The following is a 23,323-nucleotide window of genomic DNA, read 5'->3' as shown; positions in this document are numbered from 1 at the left end:
TGTTGTTCCCGGATTTCCTTGAACTTAATAGATAGGTAGAATTGACTACCCTTCGTTCACCAGTCCCTGATACGCCAACAGCTTGCTGAACGTCCCCCGCGTTTCTCTCAGCAGCTGCTGGTAGCCGCCGCTTTGGATGATTTCCCCTTGCTCCATGACAATGACTTGATCGGCATTCCGGATCGTTGATAGACGGTGGGCAATGACAATGACGGTCATGCTCCCCTTCAATCGCTCCAATGTCTTCTGCACGACCGCTTCATTCTCGGTATCGAGTGCGCTCGTCGCCTCATCCAATACGAGAATCGATGGCTTGCGGAGTATAGCTCTTGCCAATACGATCCGCTGCCGCTCGCCGCCGGACAGCCGGATTCCCCGATCCCCGATCGTCGTGTCCAGCCCTTGGGGAAGAGCGCGCACAAACGCATCGGAAGCCGATTGCGTTAGCGCTTCCCACAGCTGCTCCTCACTTGCATCCGGTTCAACCATCATCATGTTTTCTCTTATGCTCATATTGAATAAGAACGGATCCTGCGAAACGTAGCTGATCGAATGTCTTAACGCCAGAATCTTCTCTCTCGTTAACAGCTCGCCGTCTACAATGACTTCTCCCTTCTCGGGGAGGATCATTCCCATCAGCATATCAATCAAGGTGCTTTTGCCGGCACCGGATTTTCCAACGATTGCCGTCATACCGTTAGCCGGTATTCGAAGGTTAATGCCTTTAAGCGCATATACGGCCTGATCCGGGTTGTAACGAAAGTATACGCTGCGGCATTCGATTCCTTTCACGACCCGAATAGCCGCTTCCTTGCTGCCATCTGACAGAAGCTCCTGCTCTCTGGCTTCCTCGCATTCCCTCTGCATCGCCAGCAAACTGTTAAAGGCTGGTATCGTGGTCGTGATTTGTTCCAAGCTGTTCTGGATGCCTGTGAATCTTGGCCATAGCCGCGCGAAGATGATAATAATGAGCATGAGCTGCTCCGGACGTACAACGAATACATTCAACGATAGAAAGACGAATAATACGATCAAGACGGCCGCGGTCGAGCTGTAGAAAAATTGCGTCGTGGACTGCAATTTGGTCAATTGAACGATATTATGCTCCATACGCGAGCACAACGAGCGGAACCAAGCCATATGGGAATGCTCCAGACGGTTGCTCTTGATATCCTTGATGCCGTTGAACTGCTCCGTTACCCCTGCAAAATATTGCTGAGAAAGCGCCGTTGTCCGGTCCCCCAATGTTTTGGCGTGCTTGATGAACCTGCGGGAGAATAGAGCAAGCAGTGCGCCGCTGATCATCACGACCAGCGTCAGCTTGACCGAGATCCAGAACGCGAAACTGAGCTGAACGACCGTAAAGACAAGCGATGTCGCCAGGCGCAGGAACAGATGCGTCCCTTGGGCGACGCGGGCCAGCTCCGACGTGAGAATATGATTGAAATCGGACTTTCTTTTGCTTAGATAGAATTTCCAATTCGCCTGCAATAACGACTGGTAGGTTTCGAGCCTCAGGTAACGGATGAAGCCCTGCTGCATCTTGATGTTCATAATGGCTTGATTCCGCTGCAGGAGTGCTTGCCCGATAATCAGAACGAGATAAGCGGCCAGCACGATCGGCACATTATAGCGCTCCGGGATCTGATCCAGCCTGCTTATTAGCCCGGATAGAAAAGGAACGTCCGCATGGCTGACATCGAATACACCTATGAGGCCGAGCATCGGGATCAGCAAGTAAATTCCGATTCCCTCAAGAAAGCTGATGACAATCATACCTGTCAGTGTAATATACAGCTTGGCTCCGGCGAATGCATGCAGCTTCTTCAGATAGAATATGATCTGCGCCATTGTTCTTCTCCCTCTATGAATTAGCCTGATGTTTCATGCGCCGCCAGAACCATAGGAAGGGCCGTAATGGAAAATATAAAAAGTGCAGCGGCTTGGGCAGCGGCAATAACGCGGTATCCAATGAGCTCGGGTATAGCCGCTCCGCCATATACCGCCATCGTTGACGATTGGACATCATGGCGAATATATACCCTTTGTAATGCGTGTTGACATCCTTGCTTGATTGCAAGTTAGTGACGTCCTTAATGATGAACAAAGCCCTTCTTGCCAAACGGCGCGAGTGCCCCCCTGAGGTAAGCGGCCGAAGCGGTTCCGGGATCGGGGTCATAAATAACTGCGAGGCCAGCAGTACGGCTTGCCCTCCGATATGAATCCCCTCATGCTGCTGCATTAGCTTGAGCAGCGAAGCTGCATGCAGAGGACTTCTGATCAACCGGTCCATATCGGCCAGCCAGCGCAACCGGAACCATCCATGACGGGCCCCGTGAGAAGTAAGATAATAGAACAGATCCTCGCTTCCAAGAAAATAAACCGGGAAGCCGGAAATCGCGCTCGATCTCCTCCGGTTCCACAGCTCATCGAAAGCAGGCTCTGCGACGGTTGAGGGGTTCAGTCTCCAATGGATTTCGATCTGCACTTCCTTCTCGGGATGCGTATACGATACATGATGCGTCTTCATCTTCAAGTCATTCAATACGCGGGGCACTTCATGATCCTGCCGATAACCGGATGCAATCAATACGCGCTCGGCTTCCTCAAGCTTGTTCTCCGGAATGAGAATGTCCAAATCCTTCGAGGTGCGATGGGACAGGCTGCCATACAGCGCCTCCGCAAGGACCGGCCCTTTTAGAACCAGCGAGCGAATCCGATGCTCCTCCAATAGCCGGCTAACCCGCTCCATCTCTGCGGTCAAGTGCAGCATATGGAACGTATTCTTATTGTAAGCGGCCTGAAGGGAGTTCATTACGCGCGCAGGCACATGCACGCTGTTTAGTCGTTTTAAATGCAGGTAGAGCAGCGGATAGACCCGGTGATGGGACCCCAGCCGGAGAAACAATGCCCAGTCTACATCACGGAAGTCGTCTGACGAGAACGCGGAAGAACCCGCATCATCATCCATCCTTAACAGCCGAATAAGCAGCAGTAGTTCTCTAGGTAACGCGCTCACCGGCAGATTGAACTCGTCAGCCATGGATTGTGCTCCTTTGAACCCCTTTGGAATGAATGATCTTGCCGAACACCGCAACCACTGTGAATTTATCTTTCTCATCGGCGCCGGTAAGGTAGATGTTCGAGCTTCTCAGCCAGGCGTGCGCAATCATTTTGCCTGAAGCATCCTTCGTCACGCCCATGTAGAGGGTCGAATCGATTTTTCGCCGTTCCAGCATCTTCATGGCTGCAATCGCGGTAACGAGACATTTGCTCTCCCACCAGGTGCGGCGGCTTACCATGTGAATGGCACGCGATACATCCAGCAATACGGCTTGATTGCCGGCATCGCGGTCATAGGAGCTTTCCGCCATCTTGGTCCCTAGCGAGGGAGCGACCTTCGAGAATGGCAAGGCTTTCAGTATTCTGGCCCAACCTAAGTAAATAAAGGCCTCCAGCACCAACCTCTTCATATGCGGCTTCATGGCAAGGAATATCCTTATTCTCCTTCTCAAGGTTCTAATTCCTTTCCTCATTAAAGTATGGGCTGTGACACGATCTCCAGCATCTGATTCCGGATCTCGTGTGCGGTAAATCCCGCCGATGGTCTGGTAATGCGTTGCATATCCATCCGGCCTGCTGCGGCAACGGATGTTGTAAAGTGCCATTGCTCCAAGCCCATAAGGGGAATAAGCAAATTCCGGTAGGTGTGATAACGTAAGAGCGGGAAGCGTTCCAGCCCCGATACCGGTTCGATCGTTACCTCCGTGACGGTCTGATCGGTCTTCACCAGTTCAAATACGCCGCCAAGCGGGATGGGAGTCTTGCAATAAGAACTCTTGACCGGAATGGCGTATTTATTCACCTCGTCGTAGAGCGGTCGATACCGGCCCAGCTCCATGCCGAGCTGCTCCACGCTTTCCTGCCACAGCTTCTGCTGCGGGTAGGAAGGTATGACTACCGGTTCTCCATCCGGTGAACTGGCCACGGGAATAATATCGTCGCTGAGCAGCGTATAACCCTTGCTGACAAATGCAGCGGCCAGCGTGGACTTGCCTGCGCCGGAGTCGCCGACGATGGCATAAGCCTTCTCTCCAATGACGACTGCGCTGCCATGAAGAGGCCATACTTTCCGCTGGAACAGTATCGCTCCCATACACGTGCCAAGAAGATACAGCCTGATCTTCTGAAAATCGGCATCTACTGCCGGAGACACGGTAATTCTTCGCCCGTCCTCAATCCCGAAGACGGCGACTCCCGGAACGTCAAGAAAGAATGTTCCGTTCTTCACGGCATAGTAAGTCTGATAATAGGCGGCATCTGCCAGTTCGGCCGACAGATCTCCGAAGACAATTTCAATATCAGCCTCGCCCTGCGCTTCCTCGGCCAGCATTAACTCCGGCAGTGCAAGGTCGCTGACGATATAGAGTCCGAATGCCTTGTAGATCGTAGTTGCCCCCATCCGTTATTTATTCAAGTATGCCGATGCCCATTGGTAGAGATGATTTCCGAAAGGAATCTTTGCTTTCGCGCGGTCTATCTTTCTTGTGATATGATCCAGCTTGGTTCGCAGCCGGATTTGCTCATTGTGGCTCTTCTCCAGCCGCTTCTCCAACGACCGGAGCGTGATCTGCAATTGCAGAACCTGCGGATGAACGGCATCATCACCGGTCGGCAGTTCTGCCAAATCCAGGTTGTCATCTGCTTGGTCGAAGTCAGCCGACATTCGATAATTCTCGATCCATCGGCAGCCCGCAGCTTCAGCCAGCTGTCTGGTTCGCAGCTGCAGCAGCTCTTCGTCCGGTTTGGACTCGAATCGGACGCCCGTGATGCGCTCGGCTTCCGCCAGCTCCTCGCTGTAACCAAGTTCATGGAATAGCTCAGCGCCTAACACCCGGCAGTACATTTCGATCTCTTCTTTATCGAGCACTTCTTTCCAAATATGCAATGAATCCGGATGCGGCTCCGTATGCCGGCCGACGAACGGATCGCCGACCCCCATGCTGAAATATAAATCCGATTTGGAGGTATCCATGAAATTGCCGTACTTCTCAAGACCTTCTTCATATGTAATCCCTAAGAAGCCGCACAACTTGAGCAGTTCTTCTTGCGGGCTCGTGACCATCTTCTCGTAATACAAGCGATACGAATGCGGATTTTCCTTGGCAAAATAATTGCAGTAACGAAGCAGTCCGATCGTAATGTCCGCCATCTTGATATTGAATTTGGGACTTAGCAAATCTTCTTTTAATTGAAAACGATCGCCCGTATGCCGATTCACTTTCTTATAGGAAGAAATAACGGCGAGCGGGTTTCGAATAAGCCATATTCGTTTGGACTGCGGGAAGAGCGCATCCAGAAATTCCAAGACATAATAGTAGCGTGGGGACTTATCGACGACCATCTCCGCTTCCCCGCTGCTCTGCAGGAGCCCGTTATAGGTCTGGAGAGCGAATGACTTACAAGCGCGAATATAGGTATCATAAGGTAAGACGCCATTGAAAAATTGTTTGACGATCTCCTTGCCGCCATAAGGCCGCTGAGGCGCAAGATGCAAGTCGTACAGGCTCATCAGAAACCACATTTCCTGCGCAGCGAATATTTTCCGATGATTCTGAAGCATGACCGTGGCGAGCGAGCTGCCGCTTCGGGGAGTACTGAGCAGGAATATGAGATTATTGCCTTTGGAATCAATCAATTTGGAACCCCCTTAAGACAGCCCTCTATTTATATAGTTACGATATGTAGCAATTATAGCACAAACAATCCGATTTGTATCTAAATTTATGCACTTTATAATGAATTTCTGGATGATTTCATGGCCGACAGGATGACGGTCACGATTAAACAAACCACAATGCCCAAGCTCGCTCCCGTAACATCTATCAACACGTCATAAATGGAAGAGGTTCGCTCCGAAGACAGGGACTGATTCCACTCATCTGCAGCGGCGACGGCCGCGGCAATAACGATCGGCAGCAAGGCGCTTAACCACAGGCGTCTGCTAAACTTGTATACCATCGCAAAGGCGATAACCGCTAAGCTTGCATACATAAATAAATGCGCGCTCTTTCTAAATAGAAATTCAATGAAACGATACGGATCATGCCAGGGAGAATAGACAGTATCCATGTAAGTGATATGGATATCGGGGAACACGCGCCGGGCCCAAGCGATATCAATATGCTGCTGCAGAAAGGGAATGATGCTCTGCTCTTCGTAGGATTGCGAGGAGAACAGGAAAATGAGTACGCCCCAAAACAAAAATAACAGAATAAACCAATGTCCCTTATGTACCCGCTTTGGTTTTTGCTTTGACCTGATCATATGGACCTGATTCACCTCGTTTATGACTCCGGTTGTTCGCTACAAGGATAATAAGGGGATCTGCTCCTTCACCCCCTTATTCATATTGGGCCGTCCGACGGAATAATACGCAAACTCCGTACCGGTTACCTGCTCCTCGCTAAATATATTTCTGCCGTCTATCAAGTTCGGGGACTTGAGCCAGGATTGAATATCGTTGAGCGTAATACGCTGGAATTCATCCCATTCCGTCAATATGCATAATGCATCCGCTTGAACCGCTGCCTCGGCAGCCGTCGGGCAATATTGCACATCCAGAGCAGAGAAGCTTCTTCTAAAATTGTCCGCTGCGACCGGGTCATAGGCACGAACCATCGCTCCCCGCTCCAGCAGGGAAACGATGATTTCATAGGCCGGCGTGTCTCTGACGTCATCGGTCTCCGGCTTGAAGGACAATCCCCATATGGCAATCGATTTGCCGTGAAGATCCCCCAGGATCGCTTCCAGCTTTCGGATGACATTATAGCGCTGATCATGATTCACGTCGACGACCGACTTTAATAATTTGAAATCATAATCGACATGACCGGCGATTTGAATCAATGCCTGCGTATCCTTCGGAAAACATGAACCTCCATAACCGATGCCGGCCTTCAAGAAAGAGGAGCCGATCCGTCTGTCCTGCCCCATGCCCTCTGCGACCATCGTCACGTCGGCACCGACCTTCTCGCATATATTAGCGATCTCGTTAATGAATGATATCTTCGTGGCCAGGAAGGCGTTAGAAGCATACTTGATCATCTCGGCGCTTCTCACATCGGTCACGATAATATTTGAAGTAAGCGGTTCATGCAGCTCGACAAGCTTCATCTGCGCGTAAGGGCTGCGTGTTCCGATCACGATCCGGTCAGGATTCATCGTATCCTTGATCGCCGATCCTTCTCTAAGAAATTCAGGAACCGAGGCCATCGCAACCGTATGTCCCGTGTGGCTGCGAATAAGATTTTCGAGCTTCTCGTTCGTTCCAACGGGAACGGTACTTTTGACGACAAGAATAGTGTCTTGGCTGATTGACAATGCGACTTCCTTCGCCGCTTCCATGATGTAGCTTAAATCCGCTTCGCCGTTCGGCAATGATGGGGTACCTACGGCAAGCCATATAATGTCAGCCTGTTTGACGGCGTAGGCTAAATCCGTTGTGAATTGCAGCCGGTCCTCGGCGGTGTTCTTATCGATCAGCGCTTTGAGTCCAGGTTCGTAGATCGGAACCTCGCCTCTCTTCAATCGTTCGATCTTTTCTGCCGCTTTATCCACGCAGATGACCTCATGACCCAAATCGGAGAAACAAACACCCGATACGAGCCCGACATAACCGGTTCCAATGACGGCAAGTTTCATATTCTTTCACCTCTGATTCTGTTCTGAACGTTTAAGTATGAATCGACTCTCCGGCACAACTCAAATCTTCATGCAATATTGGGCAACTTCTTTCCATGTGCTGTACAGCTCCACCACTTGGTTGATTTCCTCTTGCAAGCCGCTCTGCACGATAATGACCTCGAGCTCCGAATTGGCACGTATACTGTGCAGCGTTTTCATGGGAATATGGAGCACATTGCCGGCTTTGACATGCATGAAATTGCCGTTCTGAACGAATTCGCCGTCACCTTTGACAATCGTCCATACCTCTTCACGGGCGGAATGCAGCTGATAGCTTACATTTTTCCCTTCCAGAATCCCGACCCGTTTGGTCAGCACGCAGCGTCCGTCTTCATACTTCTGATCATCCAGAATGCGAATCCATCCCCACTGCTTCTCCTCATACATAGGTCCTTGATCGTAATCAATAAAGTCCTTAATTCTTGGACTCGCGCTTTTGTCGGTAACTAGAATGCCATCCGGACTAACGGCGACCACTACATTCGATAACCCTAGAATCGAGACCGGAATATCGATTTCGTTGATGAGATGCGTATTCAGGCAATCGGGGCTAATCGTGCCCTTCCCGATCTGATTATTTTTCATTTCCTCTGTCAGCGTGTTCCATGTGCCGAGATCCTTCCAGTACCCGTCGTATGGCAGCACAACGATATTAGCCGTCTTCTCGACAACCTCATAATCGAAGCTGATTTTCGGCAGATGATGATATTGCTTTGCTAGCGCTTCATACTGGATGGGCAGCCGGTATTGCTCCAGTATTTGCAGGATGTGACCGAGCTTGAACGCAAATACGCCGCAGTTCCATAAAGCGTCTTGACGGAGCAATACTTCGGCCTGCTCTTCCGTAGGTTTTTCTCGAAAATGATCCACACGCTGATACGCGGCGGCAGCTCCGCCGACTCCCGGTATGATGTAGCCATACTTGGATGAAGGATAAGTAGGCTTGACTCCAATCAGTGCCAGATCCGCCCCCGAGGACAGCAGCACCTCTTCAAGCTGTTTCACCGATTCGAAAAAATGACTCTCCACATAAGGATCGACCGGCAGGATTGCCACGACTTCATCCAGACTTACATCCTTGAAGGAATATAAGAAGGTGGCAGCAAGTGCGATCGCGGGAAACGTATCCCTGCGTTCCGGTTCAATAATGAGCGGCACGTCTACCCCGATCTGACTTTGCATGATTTCGATTTGCGACTGGCTCGTCGCAATATAACTCGAATGGCTGAGGCCGCTTGCGGTGATCTGTCCCCATACGCGCTGAACCATCGAAACTAGCTCATGCTCTTCATTCTCGAGCACCTTCAGAAATTGCTTGGATCGTGCATCATTGGATAATGGCCATAAACGTTTGCCCGAGCCTCCCGATAGAAGTACTAATTTCATCTCCATCCCTCCAATCTCTCTATCTATATTCAGATCGATATGAGCAATTCACGATACTTTTCCAGCGATATATTCCTTCTCAAATGTTGATCCAAATATTTTCTTCCTTGCAATCCGCAATTCATAAGTTCCATTCCATTCCGGTTATACAGCTTTTTCAATTGTTTAATGATTTCTCTGTAATCTTGAGGTTCAGCCACTAAACCGCATTGACTTTCAACAATCAATCGATAGGCTTCGCTACCCTCCTCCAGGACGCCCAATATAGGCTTTCCTGCTGCCATAACCCCGTATATTTTGCTAGGAACCGATACGCCCTTGATGCCTTTTTGGTTGACGACCAAGTGGACATCCGCAGCGTTTAATGAGTATTTGAGGTCATCTTTAGGCTGGTAAGGAAGAAAGTGAACGTTCGTTAAGTCATGCTCTTCAACATACGCCTTCATCTGTTTCTTAACGGCCCCTTCACCTATAAATACAAAGGAGAGATCGCGATATTCTTTAAACTCCGCCGTTATTTTTATCAAATTTTCCAAGTCGTAAAACAGACCTAAATTTCCCGAGTACATGACGATAAATTTATTTTCCCAACCGTTTCTGATAATGAAATCAGATACTTGTGGATGTTCCTTCGTTAACGGAGTGATCTCTTCTTCATTCGTCCAGTTATTAATAACGGAGTTTTCCGTGACATTCCGATCTGCGAACCGCCTGATCAACGTTTCTTGCATATCATGTCCAACCGTTATGATGTGGTCGGCATACCGGCAATTGATCGTATCCAGCCATCTTGCCGCCTTAACGATCCATTTATTTTTCATGAAGCCTACAGCCTCGGCCTGCTCAGGATTAAAGTCCTGAATATTGTAAATATGCTTGGATTTCTTCAACCGTTTGCCAATCGTTCCGATTAACCCTCCCAGTATGGGCGGTTGCGAAATCGTATAGATGATATCGAATTTCTTTTGTTTAAATACCAATAAGTTGGCATAAAAAAAGTAAGTTGCGATATAACGCAGCCTACTTATTTTGCTTCGTTTATTGACCATCGGAAGCCGGATACGGATGATGCGAATATGCTCCAGCTGATCGTATTCCACTCTTCTCTTGTCTGTATGTTCCTCGCCGGCATAACCGGGCTGTGCGGCAATAACCGTAATGTTAAAGTCATGCTGAAGATGTAAGCATAACTCGGTCAACAGCTGTCCTGTCGATGCCATGTCAGGGTAAAAGTAGTTAATGACGAATACAATATCCGGTTTCTTCATTTGATAACCTTCTCTCGCATTTCATACCAATTTCTTGTCTCTTGCATACTTTTCCTGAGTTACTTTTCGTTCACATGAAGATATGAAATTCAAAAAGTCAACATATGAATATGCCTCGCCCTGAAACATATATTGCTCCCTCTTCTTGCTTCTATTCTTCATATAGTTCTTAATCTCCGACACCATTGAATTAACACTTCTTGGATTAAAATATCTCGCATAACTTCCACAGACTTCTCTTGCGTAAGGCAGATCTGATACCAACACATCAATTTTATTGAGCATTGCCTCCTGAAGAGGTAAACCAAGGGTCTCGGTCAGTGAGGGGAAAATTAACGCATCTACATTATTGTACATCCAGTACATGGATTCATATGGAATTTTTCCAGTGAATTTGATATATTCTGAATCTTGTCCCTCAGTTGTAATATATAACGTAATTTTTATAGCTGACTCTTCGTTATATTTAGTTATCGCTTTCACAAGTCTTGCAATATTCTTATATTTATCCATACTGGTCGGATAAATAAATTGGAGTGTATCGCTGCTCTCGAATGCAATTGAAGGCAAAGGTTTCATACGCTCATCTACATTGGATGTTATTAATGAAGGCCGAATGACTTTAATTTCTCCCTCATAACCGTACTTCTCTTTGATTGCATCCTTGACCCATTCCGTTTGGACAATGATGCCTTTAACTTTATGCAAACCAAATTTATGAATTAGACTTAAAACTATATTGTACTTAATAAATATCTTCGGGTTGATCTCACTAATCTTTAGTTTCGAGAGGTGTATTGACTGATGGACAAACATATATTGTGGTACGGTACAACTGCTCAGAAAGGTATTTGATAAACAAAGATAACAATCGGCGTTAATTTCTTGGATTAGTTTTAAGATCATTCTCTTATCGAACAAAAATTTCTTTATTAGATTTTCTTTAGGTTTGTACAAGATTCTTAATTTTTCGCTTGAATACATCATTAATTCCCGAATAGAAACAATTATGGTAATTTTGTAATCATCTGTATGTTTCAGATGCTCATGAAAATCACTTATAACGTTCTTAATAACAGTTAAACTACCTCTGCTATTCAATGCTTGTGCATTAATTAAAATATTGATTGCCATTTTAATTAACCTCTCGCCTTATAATATCTTTCCGCTTATTGCTGCTTTTATCGATAATTTTATGGATCGCGCATAAGAGTAAGGATGAAGCTTTCTCCATAAACTAAAATCTACCTTCCAGTTTGACTTAAAATCATCCATATTACTCAATACCCATTGCAAACCCTCAATGAGATTTTTCGTGTCCGTAGGATCAATAACTAATCCGTTTCTTTTATTGTATATAATGTCCTTAGTAGCTCCAGCGTACTTTGAGGACAAAACGAAAGTTTTTGTCGCAATCGCTTCGTTTACAACAAGCCCCCAAACTTCTATTATGGATGGAAAGACGAGACAATCCGCTTCCAATAAGTAAGAAGTCAGTTCTTCTTGTTGTTTATAGCCTTCAAAATGAATTTGGCTTTCCAGCTTATATTCACGCACACTTTGTTTCAAAAGCATCTCGTCAGGACCCGATCCGACAATTTTTAGATTCCAGTTTTTGGAATCAAGCGTTTTCAAAGCCTCAATAATTTGAGTGACTCCTTTTCTCTCAATGAGTTGTCCTATAAACAAAAAGTTCACTTGCGTCGTATTATTTCTCTTCACACTCTGATTAGCAGCGTATTTTTTGTATTCCTCGTAGAAATACCTAATATTCACTGTATTATAGCCTGTAACGATTCTTGAACTGTCTACCCCGTAATGTTTCAAGCATTCTGCAGCTGCCGTTCCATATGTAACAAAATTATTTGTCATTTTAAAAAAGCTTCTTCGAATCAGATTCACGATTCCATTTTTCACGCGGCTGCTCTCTAACGTACTTCCCCACCAAACAACATATTTCTTATTAAATAGCTTGCAGTAAAGTAATGCCGACCAATACGCTAAGGAATCATAACCGGCAGCCATAACGACATCCGGTTTAAATTTTACTAATTTGTAGAACAATCCTGGGTTAATATGAACTCCCAGATCCATCTTCTGAACATAATAATGAATGCCCTTCAAGCATTCATAATTATACTGGATCTCACCATGGTTAATATTCCAATGCCTATTCCTCTCACGTTCCTCTAGGTACCAAACAGTTAAATCAATTTCATTATCCGTATTTAATCGATTTAATACCGGTATTCGATATGGAGCAATAGTGTTAGTAAGGAGTAACACTTTTACCATAATTAATTCTCGCTCCTTCTCCCCATCGATTCCTATAGTAAATAACGGCTAAAATCCCGCAGAATAAATAAAATAACTTATGCATCCAAAGCGTAAAGCTGAACTGCATCTCCACCATATTCAACAGTACAATAGCAGAAATGATATAAGCTATCGGATTTTGGGTTTGGGTCACTTTCAATATAAGAAAGCTAACCATCATAAATACGACTACTAAAACCATACCGCCAATCACCCCATTTTCAGAAAAGCGTTCAAGGAATACATTATGCGGGTATCCAAGTTTAGAGTGGGCAGCAAATCCCCCTGTTCCCACGCCTAAAAACGGGTTGTTACTGGTCATTTCCAAAGCATCTTGCCAGGCTATTTGTCGTTCGCTTATAGAGGCACCTTTATCGTCACTTGTTAATAATTCAACATTATCTTGAACTTTCCTCATCATTTCTGGGTTATAAGCCCCTACAGCAAATACCCCCAGAACTAAAATAGGTATGACTAAAATTGCTTTACCCAGCCCACGTTGGTAACGTATCGCGACTATGAGTAAATAAACGATTGCAACTGATACTGATATTAGTGTTCCTCTCGTATTCGTATTAATCAGAATGTAAAGGAGAACAATAAAGGAGGCCACCTGACCGAGTTTTAACATCGTATTACTTTTCTGTAATAACCAGAAGAAGTTTATTAATACACCTATAGAAATCAATAGACTGAACGGAATCGGATGAGCAGAACCTATTGTGAGTCTCTTATAATCCACTCCCCAAAACTGAACTATTGCATATATACCTAGGACTAATGAAACGACCCACGTGCTCATAACCACATTCTTTATTGCATTTTGCAAGTTTGGATGATTTGAAAGCCCAACACGGGCAACAATGTAAAAACCAATTCCAAGAGTAAAGTACTTAGCCGAAATCATTATTGCAGCATTTTGTAGTGGGGAATATAAAGAACCGACCACTAGTATCCAGCCAAGCACTATAAAGCCAACATCCATAAAACGTAACGAAAACTTTCTATTTTTATTCACACTTCGCAGAAGAATGATCGAGAATGCAATCATGGGAGCAAGCGCACTCGATAAATCGTTACCATCGGCGATTGGCGCCTGATCAAAGACATTTGGTTGATCAAATGCACTGCTGATCAAATATGTCTGAATGGATATTGCCAGTCCGACTTCTGATTTCCAAAGTGAAAGGAATAAAACAACGAGGCAAATAGCTAATGTTGATATCATAGCAATCTTTCCCCATTCTCAAATTTGTAGAGTGAACCCTATGATGAGCGAATGACTTCTTGCAGTTCTTTTTCCTTGTAAAAAAACATTTGATACTGCCTAATAAATTCATCCCGTTTAATCATTTTTTTGTAGCTAGAATCAGCAATTTTTCTTTTTAAATCCTCATAATTACGAATGGAATCTCGTATTTTCTCACCAAGATCGCTGCTATCCTCTGCCTCGAACACAATCCCGATCTCGTATCTTTGAATCGTATCGCCGATCTCGCCATGGTTAGGACCGATTATAATTTTGTTTCTAATCGCTCCTTCCGTTAAGGGTCCGCTTTGCCCCGAGAATATTTTCCGGTAGGGCAAAACAACGAAGTCGGCAAAATCAAAATAAGCCGAGACTTCTTCGTCCGGTATATATTTCAAGTTCATAACAACTTTATTTTCCAATTTATAATTCCTTATATGTTCCTCCAAATATTGTTGTGAAAACGAATCTTCTTTTCCCGCAATAACGATTGTAAATTCCACATCAGGCAATCCCTCAGCAGCTTTTAATAAAATATCGATCCCCTTATCGTGCCTGAGTCCCCCAAAGCATAATAATACGACTCCCTTGTTATCAGTACTAAACAACCTTTCCTTCACCTGAATGTGCCTGTTATTGGGAATAAGCGGATGTAGATTCGGATAGATAATTGAGAAGATCGTGCTGCAGTTTGAAATGCCCTCAACTTGTTTTTTTGTATATTCACCATGCACGATTAATTCAGAGATTATTTCTCTATTCAAAAGAAACCCCAATGCCTTTCGTTTGCTTGTACGACCGGGAAACCAGTGCAGCGTAGCCGTTATTCTTTTCTTTAATAAGAAAGGATAGAGAAAACATAATGGGAGTATAATGGTATCCAGATACAGAAAATGAATGTTGTCCCATCCGTTCTTTTTCGCATAAGTTACAGCCTTGAAAACCATTATGATGCGGACCAGCATCGCCGGCAATCGCTGAAAATAGGATTCCGCTGTATATTCTTCTACCTGAATCCCGGACTCTATAAGCTCTTTCTTCTTCTTCGGATCAGAAAATTTGGAGTAATACAGAATCTCAGCTGAAGGCCTGCGTTCCTTAAGGCCCTGCATAACAGCGGAGTTATAAGCATAATGATGGCCATCATTCGTAAAATCGACGAACATTCTTCTCATCGTTACAATCCCTTTCGGTCAAATCGAAGGTTTACCGGCTCTTCCTTCTGAACAGCTGCTTTCCTCATCACTTTCTTCTCAATAAAATAGATCGAGAACAATACGAGCGGGACTCCTGCAAACTTTGCTATACCAATCGCCGTCACGCCAAATCGGGGAATCAACAGAAAAAACAGGATGACGATCATTACACTGGTCAGCAAAGAGATAACGGTGTTTAATTTCACGAAGCCTGTTCCGTTCAGGAAGTAATAGGGTACAACACCGAGCGCCCCCATGGACACAGACACCACCAGCAAACGAAACAGCATATAATGCTGCTCGGCGAATTCCGGATTGATCCATAACGACAATATGTGCCTTGCAAATAAGAAAGCTAGCGCTCCAGAGACAGCAACGAATAGAAATGACAGACTGATCGCTTTGTAGTAGACGCTCCGAATCTTATTCCGATCCTCGGACTCGCTTAGATCACTGAATTTTGCGAACAAGTATCCTCCGGCAGCAGCGGGAATTTCGTGAATCTTAATGACGATCTGCATGCATATCGTATAGAAGCCAAGGACCTTGGCACCGAGCAAACCGCCAATGATTAACTTATCCGCCTGCGCATTCAATGTACTGATTACGACTTGAACCCAGGAGTACATTCCATAGCCGAATATTTTATGGAATAACCGTTTATTCAGGCTCAGCTTGAACCGGATCCCCGGCACAGCCGCCTTGGCGACGAAGTAATTAACTACTATTAATAGGACTGAGGACAAGAATAGAAAGATAACCAGTATATGCAGTTCACCATACATAACCGTAAGAACGGTGAAACATATGGATGTAACCAGGTTGTAGACGATATTCATTTTGCTATTGATATCATAACGCTGTTTCGACATATAGGCGCCGGAAATAATGCTGTTCACAATCCGGAGTCCGACCACACCGCTTAATAGATACGACATCGAGAGAATAGAATCGATCGAGCCGGCAGATACGAACAATGGGAAGATATAAGTGCCAAACAGGAGGATAATCACGTTAATCAGAAGCGCCAGCATAATGGATATCGTAAACGAAACGCTAAATAATGCGTTGAATTGTTCCAGTTGATCGTCCTTATTCAATTCCGACCCGAGTTTGATCAGCGCATTCCCTAAACCGAAGTTGGAGACGGCCAGCAGATTAATGATCGAGTTGATCAGGATCCAAACCCCATAGTTAACGTCCCCCAAATATTTCAGCAGAAGAGGGGTTGAAATGATCAGTATGACCGGAGTTATGGCATACGACATTAAGCTGTAAATGACATTGTTGAAGTCACGATTGCGTCTGAGAGAAGCCAGCTTATTCTTGATCGTCATGAATGAGATCCACCTATAAATAACAAGGAGACAGCTGAATCCAGCCGTCCCCGTGTTACCTGTATTATTTTGCCGCTACTGTATAAGACTCGTTGAATTGAATCTCCGCTTTGACCCGCTTCAAATCCTCGTCCACCATCATATGAACGAGCTCCCTGAATCCGACCTCGAGCTTCCAGCCCAGCTTTTCTTTCGCCTTCGTGCAATCGCCGAGCAAGAGATCGACTTCAGCCGGACGTACGAACTCCGGATCGATAACGACATAATCCTTATAATCTAAATCTACATAGGAGAAGGCCGTCTCCAGCAGTTCCCTTACCGTATGCATCTCCCCGGTTGAGATGACATAATCATCTGGCTCATCCTGCTGAAGCATGAGCCACATGGCTTTCACGTAATCTCCCGCGAATCCCCAGTCACGCAATGAATCCAGATTACCCATGCGCAACTCTTGCTGCAGCCCTAATTTAATTCTCGCGGCTGCGTCGCTCACTTTGCGGGTCACAAACTCCAGTCCCCTTCGCGGAGACTCGTGATTGAACAATATTCCGGAGCAGGCAAACATATCGAAGCTCTCCCGATAATTAACCGTGATCCAATGCCCATATACTTTGGCTGCGCCGTACGGGCTTCGAGGGTAGAACGGAGTCGTTTCCTTCTGCGGCGTTTCGACGACCTTACCGAACATTTCGCTGCTGGAGGCCTGGTAGAATTTCGCGCTAGGCTTCATGATTCGAACGGCTTCCAGCATATTGGTCACCGAAAGCGCCGTTAATTCTGCGGTTGCGATCGGCTGCGGCCACGAAGCTGCGACGAAGGACTGTGCAGCTAAATTATAGACTTCATCGGGATTCGATAATTTCACCGCTTCGATCAAAGAGGCCAAGTCCGTCAAATCCGCAGAAATCCATCTGATTCGATCTTTGATCTGTTTACAATTTTCATAATTTGGCGTGCTTGTACGTCTGCGGACACCATAAACTTCATAGCCTTTATCCAATAAAAATTCGGCCAAATAAGAACCGTCTTGCCCAGTTACCCCGGTAATTAATGCTCTCTTCATTATACTTCCTCCACATACTTGTTAATGATTGACCAGATACCCTTCTTGGAATGAAGCATATACGGAACGTAAACCTTCTTCTAATGGAATACTGGCCTTCCACCCCAGCGCATTAATCTTCGTGACATCGACCAGTTTCCGCGGCGTTCCGTCCGGCACGGACGAGTTAAAGACGATTTCGCCTTTATAACCAACGATAGATTGGATTAATTCCGCCAATTCTTTAATGGAAATATCGTTTCCAACCCCAATATTAACAATGTCATTGCCTTCGTAATGATTCATTAAGAATAAGCAGGCTTCGGCTAAGTCGTCGGAGTGGAGAAATTCTCTCTTGGGGCTTCCAGTGCCCCATACTTCAACAGACGGTACGCCGTTTTCCTTCGCTTCATGAAATTTACGGATGAGCGCTGGAAGGACATGAGAGGTTTTTAGATCGAAGTTATCGTTGGGGCCATACATATTCGTCGGCATTGCGGATATGAATCTGGTTCCGTATTGCCGGTTATAGGATCTGCACATCGTAATGCCGGCAATCTTGGCGACAGCATAAGGTTCATTCGTCGGCTCCAGCTCACCTGTAAGGAGATACTCTTCCTTCAGCGGCTGCGGCGCCAATTTGGGATAAATACAGGTCGAACCCAGAAACAGCAGCTTCTGCACATTGGCACGATAAGCGGCGTCAATGACATTCGTTTGAATAAGAAGATTATCTCTTATAAAATCAGCCGGGTACTCTTGATTGGCAATAATGCCGCCCACCTTTGCCGCTGCAAGAAAGACGTATTCGATCGAATGGCTCTGAAAGAAATCCATGACTTGATCATAGTTTCGCAGATCCAGTTCCGACGAAGATCTATAAATCAGATTTGAATATCCTTCGTCCTGGAGCTTTCTTAATATCGCCGATCCCACGAGCCCCTTATGTCCTGCCACATAAATCATTGCATCCTTATGCATCCTGTTGTTCGCTCCATTCATTGGTTAATCATAACGCGGTATATTAATAAGCCCCTCTCTTCAATAGCACGTTCCAAACGGTCATAAATAATATTTTGATATCCAGCCAGATGGAGTGATGGTAGATATAGTGCAATTCCAAATCCACACGCTCCGGATAACCGACATTGCTCCTACCGCTCACCTGCCAATATCCCGTAATGCCAGGTTTTACGGATAAGAAGTCGACAAATCGATCGCCGTATTCCTTCAACTCATCCCTCACGACCGGCCGCGGTCCGACCAAGCTCATCTCGCCCTTGAGTACGTTAATAAGCTGCGGAAGCTCATCCAGGCTTGTTTTTCTCAAGAATCTTCCGAGCTTCGTAATTCGCGGATCCTCATCCTGCTCCAGCTTATAATTGTTCTCCACGTATTTTTGGTATAAAGCGTTGTCCGCCCTCAGCTTCTCTTCCGCGTTCACGATCATCGACCGAAATTTGATGATTTTGAAGGAAGCCATATTTTTACCGATCCGATTTTGCTTGAAAAATACACTTCCGGAAGGCTCCTTAATCTTCATTAATAAGGTGATCAGAATAAAGACGGGCAGCAGGAGAACTAATCCGAACAACGCGCCAAAAATATCTAATGTCCGCTTAGCTGCTTTCGGTAACGATATGGTATAGGCTTTCGACTCCACGCTCGTAGAAATCGAACTGCCGCTGACGATCTCCATCTCATAATGGTTGCTTTTCTTCATCTCTGCACTCATGTCATATCGCTCCTTGAGGCGACCAGCTTCGGAATGCCATTCCTCTCCATGATCTCATCAAGCGCCGATAGTAAAGGAAGACGCAATTCTTGATTGCGGAGGGCAAATTCAATGGTCGTCAGAATGAAGCCCAGCTTGTCGCCGACGTCGTACCGGGTGCCTTCAAAGTTGTACGCATACACTCCGGTCTTCTCATTAAGCCTTTGAATCGCATCCGTCAGCTGAATTTCCCCGCCTGCTCCGATTGTCTGCTCATCCAGAAATGTAAAAATGTCCGGCGTTAATATGTACCTGCCCATGATGGCCAGATTGGAAGGCGCTTGACCGATCGGCGGCTTCTCAACGAACTTGTTGACCTGGCACAACCGTCCCGTCGTATCTACGGGATCCACGATTCCGTACCGGTATGTTTCCTCGAACGGAACGACTTGAACGCCTATAACCGATTTGCCAACGCTTTCGTATTGGTTAATCAACTGCTTGGTACACGGATTTTCGGATTGAACAATATCGTCGCCCAATAGAACCGCGAATGGCTCGTCGCCGATGAAATTTCGTGCGCACCACACGGCATGCCCCAGCCCTTTGGCTTCTTTTTGGCGAATATAATGAATATCCACATTGGAAGACTTTTGCACTTCTTTCAGTATGTCATGCTTTCCTTTTTCATACAGATTATTTTCCAGCTCAAATGCGATATCGAAGTGATCCTCGATCGCTCTCTTTCCTTTGCCGGTTACAATGATGATGTCCTCAATACCCGATTCAATGGCTTCTTCCACGATGTATTGTATGGTCGGCTTATCTACGATAGGAAGCATCTCTTTGGGCATCGCCTTCGTCGCAGGGAGAAAACGTGTACCTAAGCCTGCTGCCGGAATAATTGCTTTCCTTACTTGTTTCATGCCTCATCACCCTATCCTAGTTTTCTATAAAAAAGTTATAAATTAGATCTCTTGGCGTAAGAAGAAACTTAATTTATAACTTTTTAGCTTCTAAAAAATAAATAGGCATCGAACCTGTCCTCACATCACACCACCGACAATAATGTCTAAGGTCCATTGACCCACAGCGTGATCGAGTGCCTGCAATGATAGAGGTACAGCAGACATTACCTGTAATCGAGCTTTGCTACCCAATTAACCATAATAATTGATTGCGGTTTTTCGATCTTTTTTATTCATTTTATTTAACACGGCACCAAGTATTCTGGCGTTCGCATGTTCAAGACTTGACTTTGCTTTTTTTACACGTTCTTTATCAACCTTGCCAGCATCAACGACCATTATGACACCGTCACATAATACGCTTATCACTATACCGTCCGTAACCGCCAATACTGGTGGCGTATCGATTAAGATCATATCGTATTCTGTTCGCAGTTCATCGATCAAAGATTGCATCTTAAAGGAACCTAGCATTTCTGACGGATTAGGTGGAATTGGACCTCCAGTAATAACGGATAAGTTATCGACCACTGTGTCCCGAACAACTTCCTGCAATCCGTATTGATTGGACAATATGCTCGTTAAACCGACTCGATTGGGCAAAGAAAATACATGGTGCAGGGAAGGATCACGTAAATCCGTATCAATAAGCAATACTTTCTTTCCTTCCTGTGCATATGCAACGGCTAAATTACTTACCGTCGTCGTTTTCCCTTCACCTCTCTGAGCAGAGGATATCATGATGACATGGATTGGCCTGTCAATCGACGAAAACTGTATATTTGTTCTTAGAACGCGATACGCCTCGGTAACTGGTGATAAGGGATCTAATGAAGTTACCAGATTTAAACTACTGTTATTATTGGTTGATTGACGCATATGTGCCATCACCTACTTTGTGGGTTTCCAAACTTTTTCTGCGTTTTCGGTCTCCCTTTTTGATCATAGTTACAGAAGCTAGCACTGGTAATCCTAGATCATCTTCCAACTCATCTTCGGTTTTGTAGGTATTATCCAGGTAATCGTGAAGAAAAATAATGCCGATCGCTAACATGAGTGAGATTATAAAACTAATCATGACATTCAATATTGGAAATCCTTTTTCTGCATTTATAGCAGTTTCAACAGCTTCATTTAGAATCGTGACATTATCTACTTTCATTATTGAAGGAATTTCTTCCTTAAACACACTGGAAATCGCATTAACACTTTTTGCTGCATTCTTGTAAGATTCATCGCTATAGGTTAAATCCATGATTTGCGAGTTATTCGCAGATGTAACAGATATTCTAGCCGGGCTAATTTTTAATTCAGGATATTTCTCATTTACTTTCTTTAAGATCGCCGTTGATTTAATGATTTCTTTGTAAGAATTAATGAGCATAATATTCGTCTGGATCGACCCTGGGTTTAGCACCGACAGTCCATCATTCATAATGGTCTGATTGACAATCAATTTGGCATTGGCTTGATAGATCGGTGTTGTAAAGTAATAGCTCTTAATGAATGTACCGGTGCAGATGATAATGACAATTGCTGCAATGAGCCACAGCTTCTTTCGAATGATCTTCAAATATTGTTTCAATTCCACTTTATCGTACCTCCTGCCGCTGTTTTGGATCGAATTTCTTATTTACCCCCTAAACGGAACAATCCTTGGCGAATAATACAATTGACGGCATTTTAATTTGTCGAAAATTCATTTTTCTTCATAGCTCATGCCGATGAAGGAATAGAATGAACATTTTGCGACCATAATGAATACAACTACATATGATACAATATGTATCAATTTCAATGTTTACTTTACGATACAGAGCGTAACAAGTCAACCCCTTTTTGATGCTCTTTACAATATTGCGACATTTTGTCTCATTGAATGCAATTGGACGCATTTCGTATTAATATGAGAATGGCAGTAGTTATTTAGGAGGCGTTGTATGAACATTGGTAGCCGAATTGCGAAATTGAGGGATGATCGGGGGTGGACTCAAGAACAGACAGCTTCGTCTCTTGGGATTTCACGCGCTGCTTTATCACACTACGAGAAGAACCGCAGGGAACCAGATTCCGAGACATTATCTAAATTCGCCGACTTGTTTCACGTCTCTGTAGACTACTTGGTCGGCCGGACAAGCGCGCCTCAAAGTGTATTGGATGGACCGGTTCGCGATTTCGTCGACAAATTGGAATTGTCCAATGAAGATTTGCTCAAACAATTTGATCTTACAATAGATGGACGAAAATTGACCCCGGAAGAAGCTAGGCGTTTCATCGCGTTTGTACGTGCCGAACGAACGATGGAATGATTCAATATGTATCTGTCAGACACAAAACCATAGTCACGGCAATCGCCGACTATGGTTTTGTCGTAAAATGAGCTATTCATCGCGTAAAGGCGGCCAATCCTTAGGCCATCTTGTACGCTCTATTCCAAGCTGCTCTAGTATCGTGAGGACATCCAGCTCGATAACAGCTTGGGGCGTTTCTTCTTCTTTCAGCTGATCGTTTGTATTCATCTCTCCGACTCCTAGTCAAATAAGCTAAATTTCTTATCGCTAACGCTTATTCCACGTTATAATAGTCAATTATAGCGGGGTTCCCCCACAGAATCTGTCAGTTGATCGGCACCTTTTTTTACTATTATCATCCAATTTTGTCGAATCTCCTACCGAAGGATATACATCATTCTCTTTTTAGTTTGCTGCTCCTGCCACTTATCCAAGCTAATGCCCAATTGCTCCAGCAATACAGCGACATCGATCGTTTGTTTCGGTTTCGCAGCTTTTGTAAGCGCTCTCTCTAATACTAACATCGTTATGACCTCTCCTATCTCTATCTGCTTCTTTTTTCTTGCCATCACCTATTATAACCAAATAAATCCACAAAGGTTGTCGAACACCGCGGACTAAAAGTAGCAATATTTTTGTTTTTTTGTCGTATGGTGTTAATAATTTAGGAAAGCATGTTACAACCACATCCATAGTCTCATTACAGGGCTCACTCACATCATCATCGATTCAACTTCTTCCCAACAAAAAATAAACCCGAGACTCTATACCTGAGTCTCGGGTCGTTATCCTGTTTATTCCAGTTCCAGC

The 23,323-nt window shown here is 45.0% G+C and carries 23 protein-coding genes; 1 reads left to right on the top strand and 22 read right to left on the bottom strand.

All coding sequences use genetic code 11. The features are described 5' to 3' along the window. Nucleotides 1-45: 45 nt before the first annotated feature. The 20 genes from L1F29_RS07335 to L1F29_RS07240 all read right to left on the bottom strand — a co-directional run bounded on the left by L1F29_RS07335 (nucleotide 46) and on the right by L1F29_RS07240 (nucleotide 21,813). Nucleotides 46-1,851 (bottom strand): ABC transporter ATP-binding protein, encoded by a 1,806-nt coding sequence (locus L1F29_RS07335; RefSeq protein ID WP_258387683.1) that lies wholly within the window; start codon nucleotides 1,849-1,851, stop codon nucleotides 46-48. Nucleotides 1,852-1,864: 13 nt separating this feature from the next. Continuing rightward, a complete protein-coding gene (locus L1F29_RS07330; protein WP_258387682.1) occupies nucleotides 1,865-3,043 on the bottom strand; it encodes a nucleotidyltransferase domain-containing protein in 1,179 nt (392 codons plus the stop codon). Then, on the bottom strand, nucleotides 3,036-3,485 hold the full coding sequence (locus L1F29_RS07325; protein ID WP_258387681.1) for a lasso peptide biosynthesis B2 protein: 450 nt from the start codon (nucleotides 3,483-3,485) through the stop codon (nucleotides 3,036-3,038). Before L1F29_RS07325 ends, L1F29_RS07330 begins: the two co-directional genes overlap by 8 nt. A 50-nt stretch (nucleotides 3,486-3,535) precedes the next feature. After that, nucleotides 3,536-4,462: a phosphoenolpyruvate carboxykinase (ATP) gene (locus tag L1F29_RS07320; protein ID WP_258387680.1), complete on the bottom strand. Its 927-nt coding sequence runs from the start codon at nucleotides 4,460-4,462 to the stop codon at nucleotides 3,536-3,538. Nucleotides 4,463-4,465: 3 nt separating this feature from the next. After that, nucleotides 4,466-5,698, bottom strand: a complete 1,233-nt coding sequence (locus tag L1F29_RS07315; protein ID WP_258387679.1) for a sulfotransferase family protein — start codon at nucleotides 5,696-5,698, stop codon at nucleotides 4,466-4,468. A 95-nt stretch (nucleotides 5,699-5,793) separates the two neighbouring features. Further along, nucleotides 5,794-6,327 carry a VanZ family protein gene (locus L1F29_RS07310; protein ID WP_258387678.1) on the bottom strand — a complete coding sequence of 178 codons (534 nt, stop codon included), beginning with the start codon at nucleotides 6,325-6,327 and terminating at the stop codon, nucleotides 5,794-5,796. Nucleotides 6,328-6,366: 39 nt separating this feature from the next. Next, entirely contained in the window at nucleotides 6,367-7,704 is a 1,338-nt protein-coding gene (locus L1F29_RS07305; RefSeq protein WP_258387677.1) for a UDP-glucose dehydrogenase family protein, read from the bottom strand. A gap of 60 nt (nucleotides 7,705-7,764) precedes the next feature. Continuing rightward, the gene (locus tag L1F29_RS07300) at nucleotides 7,765-9,132 is read right to left on the bottom strand and encodes a sugar phosphate nucleotidyltransferase (protein ID WP_258387676.1); all 1,368 of its coding nucleotides are present in this window, start codon (nucleotides 9,130-9,132) and stop codon (nucleotides 7,765-7,767) included. 29 nt (nucleotides 9,133-9,161) lie between these two features. Then, nucleotides 9,162-10,400, bottom strand: a complete 1,239-nt coding sequence (locus L1F29_RS07295; protein WP_258387675.1) for a glycosyltransferase family 4 protein — start codon at nucleotides 10,398-10,400, stop codon at nucleotides 9,162-9,164. 21 nt (nucleotides 10,401-10,421) lie between these two features. Beyond that, nucleotides 10,422-11,534, bottom strand: coding sequence for a glycosyltransferase (locus L1F29_RS07290; RefSeq protein WP_258387674.1), 1,113 nt, complete (start codon nucleotides 11,532-11,534; stop codon nucleotides 10,422-10,424). An 18-nt stretch (nucleotides 11,535-11,552) separates the two neighbouring features. Beyond that, nucleotides 11,553-12,695, bottom strand: coding sequence for a glycosyltransferase family 4 protein (locus L1F29_RS07285; protein ID WP_258387673.1), 1,143 nt, complete (start codon nucleotides 12,693-12,695; stop codon nucleotides 11,553-11,555). Further along, a complete protein-coding gene (locus tag L1F29_RS07280; RefSeq protein WP_258387672.1) occupies nucleotides 12,670-13,944 on the bottom strand; it encodes an O-antigen ligase family protein in 1,275 nt (424 codons plus the stop codon). Before L1F29_RS07280 ends, L1F29_RS07285 begins: the two co-directional genes overlap by 26 nt. 38 nt (nucleotides 13,945-13,982) lie before the next feature. Continuing rightward, complete coding sequence (locus tag L1F29_RS07275) at nucleotides 13,983-15,140, bottom strand: glycosyltransferase family 4 protein (RefSeq protein WP_258387671.1); 1,158 nt, start codon at nucleotides 15,138-15,140, stop codon at nucleotides 13,983-13,985. 2 nt (nucleotides 15,141-15,142) lie between these two features. Next, nucleotides 15,143-16,498: a lipopolysaccharide biosynthesis protein gene (locus L1F29_RS07270; RefSeq protein ID WP_258387670.1), complete on the bottom strand. Its 1,356-nt coding sequence runs from the start codon at nucleotides 16,496-16,498 to the stop codon at nucleotides 15,143-15,145. Nucleotides 16,499-16,562: 64 nt separating this feature from the next. Next, nucleotides 16,563-17,561 (bottom strand): GDP-mannose 4,6-dehydratase, encoded by a 999-nt coding sequence (gmd, locus tag L1F29_RS07265; RefSeq protein WP_258387669.1) that lies wholly within the window; start codon nucleotides 17,559-17,561, stop codon nucleotides 16,563-16,565. Nucleotides 17,562-17,582: 21 nt separating this feature from the next. Next, nucleotides 17,583-18,521 (bottom strand): GDP-L-fucose synthase family protein, encoded by a 939-nt coding sequence (locus L1F29_RS07260; RefSeq protein ID WP_258387668.1) that lies wholly within the window; start codon nucleotides 18,519-18,521, stop codon nucleotides 17,583-17,585. A gap of 43 nt (nucleotides 18,522-18,564) precedes the next feature. Continuing rightward, entirely contained in the window at nucleotides 18,565-19,275 is a 711-nt protein-coding gene (locus L1F29_RS07255) for a sugar transferase (RefSeq protein WP_258387667.1), read from the bottom strand. Further along, entirely contained in the window at nucleotides 19,272-20,180 is a 909-nt protein-coding gene (gene galU / locus L1F29_RS07250; protein WP_258387666.1) for a UTP--glucose-1-phosphate uridylyltransferase GalU, read from the bottom strand. Before galU ends, L1F29_RS07255 begins: the two co-directional genes overlap by 4 nt. 234 nt (nucleotides 20,181-20,414) lie before the next feature. Beyond that, entirely contained in the window at nucleotides 20,415-21,101 is a 687-nt protein-coding gene (locus tag L1F29_RS07245) for a CpsD/CapB family tyrosine-protein kinase (protein WP_258387665.1), read from the bottom strand. After that, the gene (locus L1F29_RS07240; protein ID WP_258387664.1) at nucleotides 21,082-21,813 is read right to left on the bottom strand and encodes a YveK family protein; all 732 of its coding nucleotides are present in this window, start codon (nucleotides 21,811-21,813) and stop codon (nucleotides 21,082-21,084) included. The genes L1F29_RS07245 and L1F29_RS07240 overlap by 20 nt, the downstream gene beginning before the upstream one ends. A gap of 349 nt (nucleotides 21,814-22,162) precedes the next feature. On the opposite strand from L1F29_RS07240, the gene L1F29_RS07235 reads away from it, so the two are divergent. Beyond that, nucleotides 22,163-22,531, top strand: coding sequence for a helix-turn-helix domain-containing protein (locus tag L1F29_RS07235; RefSeq protein WP_258387663.1), 369 nt, complete (start codon nucleotides 22,163-22,165; stop codon nucleotides 22,529-22,531). A gap of 72 nt (nucleotides 22,532-22,603) precedes the next feature. On the opposite strand, the gene L1F29_RS07230 is transcribed toward L1F29_RS07235, so the two are convergent. After that, nucleotides 22,604-22,741: a hypothetical protein gene (locus L1F29_RS07230; protein WP_258387662.1), complete on the bottom strand. Its 138-nt coding sequence runs from the start codon at nucleotides 22,739-22,741 to the stop codon at nucleotides 22,604-22,606. A 149-nt stretch (nucleotides 22,742-22,890) separates the two neighbouring features. Next, nucleotides 22,891-23,037 carry a hypothetical protein gene (locus L1F29_RS07225; RefSeq protein WP_258387661.1) on the bottom strand — a complete coding sequence of 49 codons (147 nt, stop codon included), beginning with the start codon at nucleotides 23,035-23,037 and terminating at the stop codon, nucleotides 22,891-22,893. Between the last annotated feature and the right edge of the window lie 286 nt (nucleotides 23,038-23,323).

Source organism: Paenibacillus spongiae (genome assembly GCF_024734895.1).
GTDB lineage: Bacteria > Bacillota > Bacilli > Paenibacillales > Paenibacillaceae > Paenibacillus_Z > Paenibacillus_Z spongiae.
The sequence above is the reverse complement of the archived record's forward strand: the minus strand, read 5'-3'. Positions and strand labels throughout refer to the sequence as shown.

Coding starts and splice junctions, on each gene's coding strand:
- L1F29_RS07335 (WP_258387683.1), bottom strand. CDS start 1,851: ATGGCGCAGATCATATTCTATCTGAAGAAGCTGCATGCATTCGCCGGA.
- L1F29_RS07330 (WP_258387682.1), bottom strand. CDS start 3,043: ATGGCTGACGAGTTCAATCTGCCGGTGAGCGCGTTACCTAGAGAACTA.
- L1F29_RS07325 (WP_258387681.1), bottom strand. CDS start 3,485: ATGAAGCCGCATATGAAGAGGTTGGTGCTGGAGGCCTTTATTTACTTA.
- L1F29_RS07320 (WP_258387680.1), bottom strand. CDS start 4,462: ATGGGGGCAACTACGATCTACAAGGCATTCGGACTCTATATCGTCAGC.
- L1F29_RS07310 (WP_258387678.1), bottom strand. CDS start 6,327: ATGATCAGGTCAAAGCAAAAACCAAAGCGGGTACATAAGGGACATTGG.
- L1F29_RS07305 (WP_258387677.1), bottom strand. CDS start 7,704: ATGAAACTTGCCGTCATTGGAACCGGTTATGTCGGGCTCGTATCGGGT.
- L1F29_RS07300 (WP_258387676.1), bottom strand. CDS start 9,132: ATGAAATTAGTACTTCTATCGGGAGGCTCGGGCAAACGTTTATGGCCA.
- L1F29_RS07295 (WP_258387675.1), bottom strand. CDS start 10,400: ATGAAGAAACCGGATATTGTATTCGTCATTAACTACTTTTACCCTGAC.
- L1F29_RS07290 (WP_258387674.1), bottom strand. CDS start 11,534: ATGGCAATCAATATTTTAATTAATGCACAAGCATTGAATAGCAGAGGT.
- L1F29_RS07285 (WP_258387673.1), bottom strand. CDS start 12,695: ATGGTAAAAGTGTTACTCCTTACTAACACTATTGCTCCATATCGAATA.
- L1F29_RS07280 (WP_258387672.1), bottom strand. CDS start 13,944: ATGATATCAACATTAGCTATTTGCCTCGTTGTTTTATTCCTTTCACTT.
- L1F29_RS07275 (WP_258387671.1), bottom strand. CDS start 15,140: ATGAGAAGAATGTTCGTCGATTTTACGAATGATGGCCATCATTATGCT.
- L1F29_RS07270 (WP_258387670.1), bottom strand. CDS start 16,498: ATGACGATCAAGAATAAGCTGGCTTCTCTCAGACGCAATCGTGACTTC.
- gmd (WP_258387669.1), bottom strand. CDS start 17,561: ATGAAGAGAGCATTAATTACCGGGGTAACTGGGCAAGACGGTTCTTAT.
- L1F29_RS07260 (WP_258387668.1), bottom strand. CDS start 18,521: ATGCATAAGGATGCAATGATTTATGTGGCAGGACATAAGGGGCTCGTG.
- L1F29_RS07255 (WP_258387667.1), bottom strand. CDS start 19,275: ATGAGTGCAGAGATGAAGAAAAGCAACCATTATGAGATGGAGATCGTC.
- galU (WP_258387666.1), bottom strand. CDS start 20,180: ATGAAACAAGTAAGGAAAGCAATTATTCCGGCAGCAGGCTTAGGTACA.
- L1F29_RS07245 (WP_258387665.1), bottom strand. CDS start 21,101: ATGCGTCAATCAACCAATAATAACAGTAGTTTAAATCTGGTAACTTCA.
- L1F29_RS07235 (WP_258387663.1), top strand. CDS start 22,163: ATGAACATTGGTAGCCGAATTGCGAAATTGAGGGATGATCGGGGGTGG.
- L1F29_RS07230 (WP_258387662.1), bottom strand. CDS start 22,741: ATGAATACAAACGATCAGCTGAAAGAAGAAGAAACGCCCCAAGCTGTT.
- L1F29_RS07225 (WP_258387661.1), bottom strand. CDS start 23,037: ATGTTAGTATTAGAGAGAGCGCTTACAAAAGCTGCGAAACCGAAACAA.